We start from the raw sequence: 14,439 nt of genomic DNA, 5'->3' as shown, positions 1-14,439 counted from the left end.
GGGTCTTTCAGTGTTATTTAAGTGTGATGCAGTGTTTTATCATAGATAAACATGCGCTGTGGTGCAGTGTTACGCTGCGGTTTTTGTTGCTTGGCTTTCGTTTACTGGTTATAAGTTAACCATGCTTTTAGCTTAGACTTACTTTTAAGCGAGTTTCATCTCAAATCATGTTTTGTTTCTATTATGCTTTTATCTGTTAACCCGAGTTCTTAGATGACGCCAATGAAGTTGATGCGCCTGATTCAACATCTTGTTGTTGGGCAACGTGAAGTTCGGTTTGCTCCGCCATCTCTTCCTCAACCTGCTGTTGGCTTTCTGCAAGCGCTTCTTGCTGCTCTTTCACGCTCGATTTTGGAAGTAAAACATTCAGCAATACCGTCACAATCGTGCCAGTGGTGATACCAGAATGAAGGAAATTGGACAGATCGTGAGGCAAGTGTTGCAGCAACCTTGGTTCAAAGGTAACCGCCAGCCCAGATGCTAAACCTAAGCAGATGACCAGTGCATTACGCTTGGTATCGGCGGCCTTTATCAGCATTCTTATGCCGGCGTACGCAATCATGCCGAACATGACAAAACCCACACCCCCTAATACTGGTTTTGGAATCGTAACGGCAAACGCAGCCAGTTTTGGAAATAAACCACCTAGAATGAGCAATCCACCCGTTGTTGCGACCACGTATCGGCTTGCAACACCTGTAATGCCTACAATGCCCACGTTTTGGCTAAATGAGGCCAGTGGCATTGCGGTTAAGACAGAAGAAAGTGTGCTGCCTACGCCATCAGCAAGCAGGCCTCGTTGCAGATCTTTACCACTGACTTTGGCGTGGCAGTTGTTCCCAAGCGCCATAAAGTCGCCTGTGGCCTCAGCAATAACAACGATGTAGACCAAGCTCATGCTGACGATCGCACTCAGTGAAAAGGTTAGGCCAAATTTAAACGGTTCTGGACCACTGACCCAAGCCGCTGTACTCAGTTGCTCTAAATTGACCATACCCAAAGACAGCGCGACGATGTATCCGCCAGCCAAACCGATGACAATGGCAGACGCTGCGACCGCACCTTTACAGTAGACGGAAACGGCGACCACGATACCTAGCGATACGATGGCCAAAAACAGTTTAGGCAAGGTGGCAAACTCTTCGCTCACGGTAGGAGAGTCACCGACCCAATTCATCGCTACGGGCAAAATGGTTAAGCCAATCAAGGTGACAACTACGCCACTTACGACGGTTGGAAAAAGTTGTCGAACTTTATCCATGTAGAAGCTGGCAATGATCACGACAAAAGAACCCACGAGGGCGGCCCCCATAATACTGGCGACTCCACCTTCTTTTCCGATGGCGATCGCCACACCCAAGAAGGCGAAACTGGAGCCCATAACAACGGGAAGGCGGATACCAAATGGCCCTATCCCAATACACTGAGCAATGGTCACGATGCCTGATGCTAATAAGGCGGCGTTTATCAGTGACACTATGTCTGCACTGGGTAGCCCGATGGATGAGCCAACAATGAGTGGTACGGCAACAATGCCACCAATAGAGGCGAGCATATGTTGAATCGCGAGAAGTAGGGTCACGCCTTTTGGAGGGCGCTGGTTTAAGGTGTAGAGAAGTTTCATGTTCTGTTCCTCAAGAGTGTAATGAAGACTCTTAGTTGTTTAAAAACAATGACTTCTACAAACTGCGTAGGGTCAGCTATATCAGCATCAAACGTGGTTGAGCTGAATTTTGGGCGCACAAAGCCGATGAAGGACATTCTTCAGCGTTGAGCGTGATTCCGTTGTGTAGTGACAGTTGTGTTGTAACAGCTGTGCTGTATCGGTTGGTTTGCCTATTGAAAGGCAGCAAAATACGTAGGTAGTTAAAAGCCAGCTCTCTTATGGGGTGAGAAAAGCTGGCTTAAATGAGACGAGTTAAGCCTGTGTTTAGATATAAACGAGCTTAGCAACGAAGATAGCGGTCAGGACATACATCGAGATAGAGACGTCTTTCGTTTTACCTGTCGCGACTTTTAAAACGGTGTAAGTAATAAAGCCAAGCGCAATACCGTTAGCGATTGAGAAGGTTAATGGCATCATTAGCGCGGTCATGGCCGCTGGAGCACCGTTCGTGAAATCTTTCCAATCAACGTGCTGCATGCTGCTCATCATGACAAAGGCGACATAGATGAGCGCGCCAGATGTTGCGTATGCTGGGATCATACCGGCCAAAGGAGAAAGGAAGATGGCCGCGACAAACAGTGCGCCTACGACAATCGCAGAAAGGCCAGTTCGAGCGCCTGCTGCTACACCTGCTGCACTTTCAACGTAACTGGTCACGGGTGGACAACCCACACACGCCCCGGCAACACTTGCGATACTGTCTGCTTTAAGTGCTTTACTTAGCCCTTCAATGCGGCCAGTTTCTTTGTTGATGAGGTTTGCACGATCTGCCACACCCATTAATGTGCCTGCGGTATCAAACATATTCACGAATAAGAAAGCCAAGATGACACTGACCATTGAGATGTTCAATGCACCTGCGATGTCCATGGCCATAAAGGTGGGCGCAATGCTTGGTGGAGCCGAGAAGAAGCCGCCGTATTCAACCAGACCCAGAGCCATACCAATCAGTGTGACGCTTAAAATCCCGATAAGAACAGCACCAAATACGCGGCGCTCACTCAAGACCGCAATGATTAAGAATGCCACGGCCGCGAGTAGTGCGTTAGGGTTGGTGAAATCCCCCAATGAAACTAATGTTGCTGGGTTTTCAACAACGATACCCGCTGTTTTCAGGCCAATAAGCCCCAGAAACAGACCCACACCAGCAGTCATCGCGTAACGCAAACTGTGGGGGATACTTTCAATGATCCACTCGCGAACCTTATAAAAACTCATCCCTACGAAGAGCACGCCAGAAATAAATACCGCACCCAGTGCCACTTCCCAGCTGTAGCCCATTTCACTGACAACGGTGAATGAGAAAAACGCGTTGAGACCCATGCCCGGAGCAAGCCCGACGGGCCAGTTAGCAAACAGTCCCATTAAAATACAACCTATGGCGGCACCAATACAGGTGGCGACAAAAACAGCGCCCATATCCATGCCTGAAGCGGCCATAATCTGTGGGTTGACGAAGATAATGTACGCCATGGTCGCGAAAGTGGTGACACCGCCCATTAGCTCGTTTTTTACACTGCTTCCGTGTGCTTTAATTTTAAAAAAGCGCTCTAACAAGCCATCACTAGGCTGTTCGTTGAGTACATCTGCTTTACTTTCATTCATTACAGCAAGTCCTTTTTCTTATTTATGTTCCGTCATTGAATCTGAAAAAACTTCAACGATATTCTTGTATTGCTGTTAATCGCTCCCTATTACCCAGTGACAATAGGGCGGTGATCAACAGCACTAATAAAATAAGTTTGGTGCTCTGTTGAACCGTTAACGTCGCCTTATATTGATTTATGAATTGGCGGTTAACGACGTTAGATTAACTACCTCGGTAGGTTGAAAAACTGTATGGGGAAACCAAAAGTGGTACGTGGTAATGCGCGTCACTGTCATTGAGTCCAAATCGAATCACAACATCGTCAAGAAAGGGAACATCGTCGAGCGTGACGCCTTGCTTTTCGAAATAACTTGCGACATGAAATACCAGTTGATATTTCCCTGATTGAAATTCATCACCTTCTAGTAACGGGGAGTCGGTTCGACCGTCGTTATTGGTATAGGTATGGCCGACTGATTGAAGCTGCTCACCATCAAACTTGAATAATTCCACTTTGATTTCTGAGCCAGGCGCTCCCTTCATTGTGTCTAATACGTGCGTTGTGAGTTTTCCCATTGTGCTTCTGCGCGGTTGCGCACTCCTTGATAGCTACTACGAAATAATTCGCTTTATAAATAGATCGTCTTTCTTAACATTCACACGAAACGTTGTTCTCGTGGGTGTGCTATTAATATGTACACAATTTTTGGAATAGTAAAGCTTAATGTTATGGGTTTGTTACGTGTAATTGATGATTTAGTCGATTCTAATCCAACTGTGATATTGATCTTAGTATGACTGTTTGGTTGTAAGTTGCTGATTTTAAAGTATGACTTTATTTTAATTAACTTAATAAACATTTTCTTTACATTAAAATAAAAAATTGTATACAATGTAAGTGTAGGGTTTAGAGAGGTAAGCAAATTTATCCACTTCGATTATTGAGTCAGGGCTAAGGTAGCCAATTCAGTGAACGGTTTTCTTCCTACAAAGACATAGAGTCATTACCCATTTGTCTCAGGCTTAACCGCGCATTTCGAATTGAGGGTAGGTTCTATAATTAACATTGTTTCTCTATTGAATTGAGCAAGGAGCATTTGGATGAATAAGGATTATTCCCGAGATTTAATTGGTTATGGCCAAAATCCACCTCATCCCCATTGGCCGAATAACGCCAAAGTAGCCATTTCGTTCGTCCTTAATTATGAAGAAGGCGGGGAGCGTTGCGTACTGCATGGCGATGGTGAATCGGAAGCCTTCTTATCCGAGATTCCTTCTGCGCAGCCGATAAAAGGCGAGCGCCATATGAGCATGGAATCCATTTATGAATACGGCAGCCGCGCCGGAGTATGGCGTGTTCTTCGCTTGTTCGATGAATACCAAATTCCGTTAACTGTGTTTGCGGTTGCGATGGCGATTGAACGTCACCCTGACGTTGCAGAAGCCATGGTGAAAGCCGGCCACGAAATTTGCAGCCATGGTTATCGCTGGATCGATTATCAATACATGGATAAAGATCTTGAGCGCGAGCACATGAGTAAAGCCATTGACATTATTGAGCAGGTGACAGGGTCACGACCTGTGGGTTGGTACACCGGAAGAACAGGCCCAAACACACGTCAACTTGTCGCGGAAGAGGGCGGATTTTTGTATGACTCCGATGCGTATGACGATGACCTGCCTTACTGGCATACCGAAGCAGGCAAACCGCAACTGGTGATCCCCTATACATTAGACGCCAATGATATGCGCTTCTCAACCGTGCAAGGCTTTAACAGTGGCGAGCAGTTTTATCAGTACTTAAAAGACACCTTTGACACCTTATATCTCGAAGGCGAAACCGCACCAAAAATGATGTCGGTGGGGCTACATTGCCGTTTAATTGGCCGCCCTGGGCGTATTGCCGCGCTTCGTAAATTCTTATATTACGTAAAACAGCACGATCGAGTGTGGCTGACACGCCGCGTCGATATTGCACAGCACTGGCACGAAGTGCACCCATACTCGAAATAATCATCATTAATGCTCAAGGAGGGCGCAATGACCCAGTTTAGATTTTGTCAGCCAACTCAAATGGATAAAGAGACGTTCGTCTCTCACTTTGCTGATGTGTATGAGCACAGTCCTTGGGTGGCGCAAGTCGTTTATGAACAAGGGCTTAGTGATGAAGATGACCACGTAGAAAATCTACACCTTAAAATGTCGTCATCACTGCTGAATGCCAGCCAAGACAAACAGTTGGCACTGATTAATGCTCACCCCGATTTAGCGGGTCGAGCTGCCGTGAACGGTGAACTTACTGCTGCCTCAACCTCAGAGCAGGCTGGCGCAGGCATTGATCAATGCTCGTCAGAAGAGTTTGCTAAATTTACCACCTATAACAATAGCTACAAAAGTCGCTTCAACTTTCCCTTTATCATGGCGGTAAAAGGGGCCAATCGTTACCAAATTCTCGAGTCGTTCGAGACGCGATTAGGCAATGATAGTGAAACTGAGTTTGCTACTGCGATTCAAGAGATCAACAAGATCGCTCTGTTTCGCCTCCGAGACATGTAAGTCACCAGCGACAACTGTTTCGGCTTAAATCGAGCGCCTAAAAAAGCCTCGGTACTCATTTTATTATTTATTGATAATTGATTCATTGGAAGGAATTAGACGAATGACCCTAGAAGTAGAAAAAACAGAGCAATTTCAAGGCTACACAAACTTAGCAGACGAGCGTTTAGGTGCGGAAGCGCTGTACGCAACGGATGATTTCTTTGCCGATAAGTCTCGCATGCTACGCCGTGAAGCGCCTGAATGGAAAGACGATGTCTACGATGATAACGGCAAGTGGATGGATGGCTGGGAGAGTCGTCGTAAGCGCGGTGAAGGTTATGACTACTGCGTCGTGAAGCTGGGTCTAGCGGGCACGATTGCGGGCGTCGACATTGATACCACTTGGTTTACCGGCAACTTTCCACCATCAGCGTCGTTGGATGCCTGTTACAGCCCTGAAGGCGCACCTTCTGAGTCGCAAGAGTGGGATGAGATCATTGCTTCCACAAGCCTTCAAGGTGACAAGCACCACCTTACTGAAATTGACAGCGACAAAGTTTACACACACGTACGTTTGAATATTTACCCTGACGGCGGTGTCGCTCGTTTGCGTGTTTATGGTCGCCCGAGCGTGGATTGGGATAACCTCAGTACCACGCAGACAATCGATTTCGCTGCCGTTGAAAATGGCGGTCGTGCGCTGGCGTGTAGTGATGAACACTACGGCACAAAATCGAACATTCTTGGCCCTGGTCGAGGTGAGAACATGGGTGATGGTTGGGAAACCGCGCGTCGACGCACCCCTGGTAATGATTGGGTTATTGTTGCACTTGGCCACTCTGCCAATATCTCACAAGTGATCGTTGATACCGCGCACTTTAAAGGAAACTACCCAGACAGTTGTTCAATTCAAGCGGCGTACGTAAAGGGCGGAACCGACGACCAAGTCGAAACACAAAGCCTTTTCTGGCGTGAGCTATTGCCTGCTCAAAAACTGTCGGCTCACGAGCTGCATGAGTTTAATGAACAGGTGAACGACTTAGGCGCTGTTACGCACGTTCGACTGAACATCTTCCCAGATGGTGGTATCAGCCGTTTACGTTTATTCGGCACAAAAGCAGAGTAGTAATTGTTAAGTAATGGCGAAATCTAGGTAGGAACTCTTTATGAGTAATGAAAGTGGCATGAGCAAGGACAACGCGACAACGACGCTTCAATCTCTGGTGATTGAACCATTAACCAAGCAAGCATTTGCAGAGTTTGGTGAGGTGATAGAAGCTGAAAATAGTGATTTCTTTATGATCAATAATGGATCGACTAAGCGTTTTCATAAACTCGCCAGTGCCGATGTAGAAGAGCAAGGTGGTCGCACTATTATGAGTATTTTCGAGGCAACGCCACTTGAATACCCGCTAACTATAAAGATGTTAGAGCGACACCCACTTGGCTCTCAAGCGTTCATTCCTTTACTTGGTCAGCCTTATTTAATCGTTGTAGCCCCTAAGGGAGACAACCCAGCCCTATCTCAATGTCGTGCTTTTCTAAGCAATGGCAAACAGGGCGTGAACTACTTGAAAGGGGTATGGCATCACCCAGTATTAGCGCTCACCGAACAGGATCGATTCTTAATTGTCGATCGCGCCGGTGAGGGGAATAACTGCGATGAAGTGCATTTTGAAGACAACTTGGTTTCTTTGCATTTAGATGATCTCCCTAATTTGAATAATCAGGATGAAAAACAGTTCGCGATCGCTCATTGAAATCCTTTGGGATGAGAAATAAGACGAGAGCGTGGCTGTGTTAAAGGAGTAAATTATGGATCCGCATATTACTGAATGGCTGAACTTAGCAATTCGCTGGGTTCACATGATAGTCGGTGTCGCATGGATCGGCGCATCGTTCTACTTTGTTTGGCTAGAGAACAACTTAAACCGTGTTAACCCGAAAACAGGGTTGTCGGGCGATTTATGGGCAATTCACGGTGGCGGTATTTATCACCTAGAAAAGTACAAGCTGGCGCCGCCAGAAATGCCTGAGCATTTGCACTGGTTTAAGTGGGAAGCGTATTTCACATGGATCACAGGTGTCGCCCTGCTAGGGGTGGTGTACTACCTCAACGCAGAAATCTACCTAATTGCACCGGGTTCAGGACTTGATTCCACGACCGCCATTGCAATTGGTATTGGCGCTTTAATCGCGGGTTGGTTCGTTTACGATTTTCTTTGTGACTCGCCGCTGGGTAAGAAACCAGAACTGCTTGGCTTTGTTTTATTCTTGGGCCTAGTTGGCGCGGCTTACGGTCTGTCTCAGGTCTTTAGTGGTCGTGGTGCGTACATTCATGTTGGTGCAATCATTGGTACCATCATGGTAGGTAACGTATTTCGCATCATCATGCCGGCGCAGCGTAATCTGGTTAAAGCCATTGAAGAGAACAGAGAGCCAGATCCGACGTTACCAGCAAAAGGTTTACTGCGTTCGCGTCACAACAACTACCTAACGCTGCCAGTGCTGTTCATTATGATCAGTAATCACTTTCCAAGCACGTATGGACACGAATACAACTGGTTGATTTTAGCGGGTTTGTCTATTTTCAGTATCCTGGTTCGCCACTATTTCAATACACGTCATGGTAGCCAGAAATACGCATGGACAGTGCCTATTGCAGCGCTGGGTATGATTACGCTTGCCTTCGTGACATCCCCGTATGCGAAGAAATCAATGACCCCAGTGGTACAAAAGCCAGTGGTTGAACAAGTACAGCCAGCAACGCAAACAGAATCGACAACGCAAGAGCTTGTGGCCGCTTCTTCACAAGAAGCGCATAGCGACTCAAGCACGATTCCATTTGAACAGATCAATGATGTGATTCAAGAGCGTTGTTCGGTTTGTCACTCTGCCACACCATCGCATGCTGCTTTTGCCGCTGCGCCAGCAGGCGTTATTCTTGATACACCGGAAGAGATCAAAGCGAATGTCCCTCGAATTGTGGCTCAAACCGTCACAACCAAGGTGATGCCGTTGGGCAACCTGACTCAAATGACAGATGATGAGCGATCACTGATTGGTGAGTGGGTTGAGCAAGGTGCAATGATCCAATAACGGTTCAACAGCGTTCAATAGTGATTAATAGCGGCGATGAGGTTTCAACCCCCAACGCTAGAAATCATCTAGAGACGGAAAAACGCCCTTTCCAATGGGAAGGGCGCTCAATTTTAAGCACTGTTTAATATGGTGTTATTACCAAAAGGCAAGTTTCTACAAGGCAGTTGCTACAGGGAAGCTCGCTGTATAGAAAGACGCTACAAAGAAAGAGCAAACAGTAATAAAACGGGCAATGTGACGACGCTGAGGAAGTTTGAAAACAGAACCATAGACGCAACATTTTCAGGCTCAACATTAAAACGCTCAGCAAATAGATAATTCATGACTGCGGGTGGCAACATGGTAAATAAGACCATCATCTGTAGGTGCAGTTTTGGCAGTGGAATAAAGAAGTAAATGAGGGTGAATGCGACAGCCCCAGTGAACAACGATTGTGCAGTGCACAGCAGACCAACCTTTAAACCACTCAAGCGTAGGTTGACCATTTGAGACCCTAGAGACAACAGCATAATCGGTACGGCAGCTTGGCCTAATAATGAGCTAGCTTCGTATAGTGGTGTCCACACCGAAATACCCGATAAGTTCAAGATCATGGCAAGCGCTGCTGCGAGAAAAACGGGCATGGTGAAAATCTGTTTAAACGGGTTTCCCGAACTGAGTAGCGCCAATCCAACGCTGATGTGAATACAAGCTGACATAACAAACAGAAGCACGGCGGGTGATTGCGCCGCTTCGCCGAACGTATAAGCGAACAGTGGAATGGCTAAATTGCCACTGTTGCGAAACATGTGGGGCGGCGCCCAAGCCTTAAAATTAAGCCCTGAAAACTTGCAGATTGGAATCATCAATAAACCAGGAACCAACACCGCAACAAGTGACGCGTAGATCAATGGGAGCTGCTCTGTATCCAGTGGCATGGTGGCTAACGAAGCAAATACCAGCGCTGGAATACAGACATTCATATTGATTTGGTTAATCGGACTGAAATCAGGTTTTAGCCAGCGACTGACGAGAAAGCCGGTGAAAGCGAGAGCAAAAACGGGGAAGAGAATATTGACTACTTGCTCGAACATAGAAACCCTTAAATTATTGATAACGCAGTGAAGAAGTGAAAATCATCGTCTTCTTTACGTTATCAATAATTTACTGTGTCGTCACTCAGTGTTATTACGAATTGTCGTTAGACTGAGCTGCCAATTCAGGGTAAATACGACAATCGTAAGACAAAGTCAGGAAAGTAAAGCAGGAAACAATTTGTGCGTTTGAACAAGAAGTTTGGCTCAGTTTGGATATACTGAATTTTGATTTGAATGAAGAGTCATCACCATGCAGTTAAATTCACTGATCGCGCGACAGATTGTCGAAAGAGCCAGCAAAATAATTCAATACCCCGTCAATGTGATGGATGAGAATGGGCAAATCATTGGGTCAAGCGACCCTAAACGACTCCATCGAACGCATGAGGGAGCATTGCTCGCCATCAATGACAATCGCACGGTAGAAATCAATAAAACGGTTGCGAGCACACTGATTGGTGTAAAAGAAGGCATCAATCTTCCCATCGTCTATCAAGACACCGTTATTGGTGTGGTGGGCGTTTCAGGGCTTCCGGATGATGTACGAAGCTTTGGTGAATTGGTTCAGATGACCGCAGAGTTGATCGTTGAGCAAGCGGCAATGATGGCGCAAATTCAGTGGAATAACCGGCACCGAGAAGAGTTGCTAATGCAGCTGATTGGCGGTTCGAGCCTGAATGATCATCAACTGATGTCGATAGCCGAGCGGTTGGATCTTGATCTTGTACAACCTCGTGTTGCGGCACTGGTAAAAGTGGTGCCTAAAGCGAATAAGACTGTGACTCAAGAGCAACTGCATAAGCTGGTTAATTTATTGGAATACCCAGCCCGCGACAACATCGTTGGCATTGTGTCAGTCTCGAGCAATGAAGTGGTGGTACTCAAGCCCATCACAGTAAAAGACGAGCAGTGGTGCATTGCAGCGGAAAAGGTTCGAGTGGATAAACTGATTCGACGAGCAAAGAAAGAGTGTGATTTTGCGATACAAATTTTTGTCGGAGGCTATTTTGAGGGGCTGTCAGGGTTGGCTCGCTCTTACGAAACCGCGAAAGCAACCTTAGACTCGTGCATGCCAACGTCTCGCAGTTCACTGTTTTTCTATGATCATAAGTTGTCGGTCATCATCAGTAGTTTGAAACAAGACTCTTGGAAAACGGATCTTCTGGTTGCTCCAATTAACACACTCAAAGAGCAGGATGGAAAAGGAACGCTGATTCGCACGCTGAGGCAATATTTCGCGCAAAACTGCGACCTAGCGCAAACTTGTGAACAGTTACATATTCACCGTAATACATTGAGGTATCGACTCGATAGGGTGGGAGAGATTACTGGCTTAGATATTAATAAGTTAGAGGATGTTATTCAGTTGCATCTTGCTCTGAAAACGGTGGAAGACTAATTAGACAAATGTGCAAGTGCACAATCTTTGGCGTTATAAATGTAAGTAATTTGTTAATGTGCCTAAAGGAATAGAGGCAGAGTCTCTCGATAATGGTGCCGTCCCTACAGACGCACCCAGTATAAGCAATGATGCCATGCTGGAGAAACATATAACGAACAAGGAATTACCATGACACTTATCTTGATATTGTTGGGGGTGATAGCGTTTATCGTCCTTTCAACAACAAAGTACAAAGTACATCCATTTCTAGCACTCATATTGGCTGCTTTTTTAGCGGCTTTTGCTTACGGCTTGCCCGCAGAAAGCATTGCTAAGACCATTGCGTCGGGCTTTGGCGGCATTTTGGGTTACATTGGTCTTGTTATTGTACTGGGTACCATCATTGGCGTGATACTCGAGAAGAGTGGTGCCGCGATCACTATGGCGGATACCGTGATTAAAGTGCTTGGTGAACGTTACCCAACGCTCACGATGACGATCATTGGTTACATCGTGTCTGTTCCTGTTTTCTGTGACTCTGGCTTTGTTATTCTAAACTCTCTAAAAGAGTCGCTTGCTAATCGATTAAAAACCTCAAGTGTCGCGATGAGTGTTGCCTTAGCCGCCGGTCTTTATGCCACACATACGTTTGTGCCGCCGACACCTGGCCCAATCGCAGCCGCAGGTAATCTGGGTTTAGAATCCAATCTTGGCTTGGTGATTGGCGTTGGTGTGTTCGTCGCCGCGGTCGCTGCTTTAGCCGGAATGCTTTGGGCTAACCGCTTTAAAGACGTCGCGCCAGACGGTGAGGCTGATGAGTTGGCTGAAGCCAATCAAGATTGGAAAACGCTGAAAGCCTCTTATGGTGTACTTCCAACGGCAGGCCAAGCATTCGCGCCTATCTTTGTCCCTATTCTATTGATTTGTTTTGGCTCTATTGCACGATTCCCTTCACTTCCTTTGGGGGATGGTTTCCTGTTTGATGCGCTGAACTTCTTAGGCCAGCCGCTAACGGCATTGATCATTGGTTTGTTGCTGGCAACACGACTTCTGAAAACAAGCAATAAAATTGAAGAATTTGGTGAGCGCATTAACCAAGGCATTGTTGCTGCCGCGCCTATCCTGCTTATTACTGGAGCGGGTGGTGCCTTTGGTGCCGTCCTTAAAGCAACGCCACTGGGTGACTATTTAGGCACTACGTTGTCAGCATTAGGTGTGGGTATCTTTATGCCGTTTATTGTTGCGGCGGCGCTGAAATCGGCTCAAGGATCTTCGACCGTTGCATTGGTAACAACCTCAGCATTGGTTGCCCCTATGCTCGCGCAGCTAGGTCTTGATTCTGAAATGGGTCGTGTACTGACTGTGATGGCGATTGGTGCAGGAGCGATGACAGTATCGCATGCGAATGACAGCTTTTTCTGGGTGGTGTCTCAATTCAGCCGTATGTCGGTAGGTTTGGCATATCGTGCGCAAACTATGGCGACCTTAGTTCAAGGGGTTACAGCGATGACGCTAGTGTACCTATTGAGCTTGGTCCTTCTCTAAATTTAACTATCAGGACGACTATATGAAAGTGGTTATTGCGCCGGATTCGTACAAAGAAAGCCTAACGGCAATGGAAGTAGCAACAGCGATTGAGCGTGGCTTTAAACAAGTCATGCCAAATGCGCAATACATCAAGCTGCCGATGGCTGATGGCGGTGAAGGAACGGTTCAGTCACTCGTCGATGCGACAGGTGGGGTCATTGTTGAGCAACAAGTCACGGGCCCATTGGGCGATTCCGTGCAAGGCTTTTTTGGCCTTGTGGGTGATGGCTCTACCGCTGTGATTGAAATGGCAGCGGCTTCTGGATTACACCTTGTTGAACCCTGCCAACGGAATCCGTTGTTGACCACTTCATATGGTACCGGAGAATTAATTAAGTCTGCGTTAGATCGCGGTGTTAAGCACATTATTATTGGTCTGGGCGGCAGTGCGACAAACGATGGTGGAGTCGGGTTGGCTCAAGCATTGGGCGTAAAAATGCTGGATAGCCGCGGCAATGAGTTGGCGTTTGGTGGTGGTTCGTTGGATAAGCTTGCAAGTATCGACCTATCGAATCTTGATCCTCGTTTGAACACCGTGGCTCTGGAAGTCGCGTGTGACGTTGATAACCCTCTTTGTGGCCCTAAAGGCGCATCGAATGTGTTCGGCCCGCAAAAGGGTGCAACACCGGAGATGATTCAGACTTTAGACGCCAATCTTGAACACTATGCACGAATGATTTTTGATGCGACCGATGTGAGCGTTAAAGATGTATCCGGCGCTGGCGCGGCGGGTGGTTTAGGCGCGGCTCTGATAGGTTTGTTTAACGCGAATCTGCGTCCAGGCATCAACATTGTGATGGATGCGGTCAACCTTTCTGAAGTGGTGAAAGATGCAGACCTTGTGATCACAGGCGAAGGGCGTATTGATAGCCAAACCATTCATGGGAAAACCCCTGTGGGCGTTGCACGAACGGCTAAACAGTTTGATCTTCCTGTTATCGCTATCGCTGGCTCAACGGCAGCCGATTGCGCTGTTGTTCATGAGCACGGTATCGATGCGGCTTTTAGCGTGGTTTTGGGCGCGACTGATTTACCCACAGCGCTAAAGGAAGCGGCTTTCAATGTGGAGATGACCTCTCGAAACGTGGCGAAATCACTGTCTATTCAGTTTGGTAACGCATAGCTTTCGATAAGCCTCAGTGATTACAGTCTTGTTAGACTGACAGCCAAAAGGAGCATTCAATATGCTCCTTTTTTACGTTCATCATAAAAATGACTGAATATCAGCGATGTAAAGGTTAAGGCCGATGGAAGCCGTACCGACTACAGCAGGTGCAACCATCCCAAAGTCTGTTTACGGTTACAATTGTCGGTAACAGAGTGACTATTGTAGTGGGCCCGCTCGTTGTTACTTATTCTAGATTGTTAATATGAGCAGCCTATGACTATCCCTGTTTCATCCACAAGCGGCGAGACAATGAAGATTTAGCACGCTTATTTTCCTCACATCCAACTTTTCGCTAGCTATGTTGATAGCAAAAGAACGGTATTTAAGATCGTA

Annotated in this window: 12 protein-coding genes; 8 read left to right on the top strand and 4 right to left on the bottom strand. The window is 46.8% G+C overall.

Going from position 1 to position 14,439, the window contains the following annotated elements; translation table 11 throughout:
• Nucleotides 1-196 precede the first annotated feature (196 nt).
• The 3 genes from BCU12_RS07430 to uraH form a co-directional block, all read right to left on the bottom strand.
• Nucleotides 197-1,624, bottom strand: a complete 1,428-nt coding sequence (locus tag BCU12_RS07430) for a nucleobase:cation symporter-2 family protein (protein WP_102403710.1) — start codon at nucleotides 1,622-1,624, stop codon at nucleotides 197-199.
• A 306-nt stretch (nucleotides 1,625-1,930) separates the two neighbouring features.
• Nucleotides 1,931-3,271 carry an NCS2 family permease gene (locus BCU12_RS07425; protein WP_102403709.1) on the bottom strand — a complete coding sequence of 447 codons (1,341 nt, stop codon included), beginning with the start codon at nucleotides 3,269-3,271 and terminating at the stop codon, nucleotides 1,931-1,933.
• Nucleotides 3,272-3,476: 205 nt separating this feature from the next.
• On the bottom strand, nucleotides 3,477-3,830 hold the full coding sequence (uraH, locus tag BCU12_RS07420) for a hydroxyisourate hydrolase (RefSeq protein ID WP_102403708.1): 354 nt from the start codon (nucleotides 3,828-3,830) through the stop codon (nucleotides 3,477-3,479).
• Between the two features lie 525 nt (nucleotides 3,831-4,355).
• Between uraH and puuE the strand changes: the two genes are divergently transcribed.
• From puuE to BCU12_RS07395, 5 genes are all read left to right on the top strand, one after another.
• Nucleotides 4,356-5,267, top strand: coding sequence for an allantoinase PuuE (puuE, locus tag BCU12_RS07415; RefSeq protein WP_102403707.1), 912 nt, complete (start codon nucleotides 4,356-4,358; stop codon nucleotides 5,265-5,267).
• Between the two features lie 27 nt (nucleotides 5,268-5,294).
• Nucleotides 5,295-5,810: a 2-oxo-4-hydroxy-4-carboxy-5-ureidoimidazoline decarboxylase gene (gene uraD / locus BCU12_RS07410; protein ID WP_102403706.1), complete on the top strand. Its 516-nt coding sequence runs from the start codon at nucleotides 5,295-5,297 to the stop codon at nucleotides 5,808-5,810.
• Between the two features lie 103 nt (nucleotides 5,811-5,913).
• On the top strand, nucleotides 5,914-6,918 hold the full coding sequence (alc, locus tag BCU12_RS07405; protein ID WP_102403705.1) for an allantoicase: 1,005 nt from the start codon (nucleotides 5,914-5,916) through the stop codon (nucleotides 6,916-6,918).
• Between the two features lie 40 nt (nucleotides 6,919-6,958).
• Entirely contained in the window at nucleotides 6,959-7,552 is a 594-nt protein-coding gene (locus BCU12_RS07400; protein ID WP_241909772.1) for an ureidoglycolate lyase, read from the top strand.
• A gap of 55 nt (nucleotides 7,553-7,607) precedes the next feature.
• Nucleotides 7,608-8,891, top strand: coding sequence for a urate hydroxylase PuuD (locus BCU12_RS07395; protein WP_102403704.1), 1,284 nt, complete (start codon nucleotides 7,608-7,610; stop codon nucleotides 8,889-8,891).
• A gap of 200 nt (nucleotides 8,892-9,091) precedes the next feature.
• Here BCU12_RS07395 and BCU12_RS07390 read toward each other — a convergent pair whose 3' ends face one another.
• On the bottom strand, nucleotides 9,092-9,967 hold the full coding sequence (locus BCU12_RS07390) for an AEC family transporter (RefSeq protein ID WP_102403703.1): 876 nt from the start codon (nucleotides 9,965-9,967) through the stop codon (nucleotides 9,092-9,094).
• A 253-nt stretch (nucleotides 9,968-10,220) separates the two neighbouring features.
• On the opposite strand from BCU12_RS07390, the gene BCU12_RS07385 reads away from it, so the two are divergent.
• The 3 genes from BCU12_RS07385 (at nucleotide 10,221) to BCU12_RS07375 (ending at nucleotide 14,061) form a co-directional block, all read left to right on the top strand.
• Nucleotides 10,221-11,369 carry a sugar diacid recognition domain-containing protein gene (locus BCU12_RS07385; protein ID WP_102403702.1) on the top strand — a complete coding sequence of 383 codons (1,149 nt, stop codon included), beginning with the start codon at nucleotides 10,221-10,223 and terminating at the stop codon, nucleotides 11,367-11,369.
• A gap of 171 nt (nucleotides 11,370-11,540) precedes the next feature.
• A complete protein-coding gene (locus tag BCU12_RS07380) occupies nucleotides 11,541-12,896 on the top strand; it encodes a GntP family permease (RefSeq protein ID WP_102403701.1) in 1,356 nt (451 codons plus the stop codon).
• 22 nt (nucleotides 12,897-12,918) lie between these two features.
• Entirely contained in the window at nucleotides 12,919-14,061 is a 1,143-nt protein-coding gene (locus BCU12_RS07375; RefSeq protein WP_102403700.1) for a glycerate kinase, read from the top strand.
• Nucleotides 14,062-14,439 lie beyond the last annotated feature (378 nt).

Origin of the sequence: Vibrio sp. 10N.261.55.A7 (assembly GCF_002877365.1) — a bacterium.
GTDB lineage: Bacteria > Pseudomonadota > Gammaproteobacteria > Enterobacterales > Vibrionaceae > Vibrio.
The sequence above is the reverse complement of the archived record's forward strand: the minus strand, read 5'-3'. Positions and strand labels throughout refer to the sequence as shown.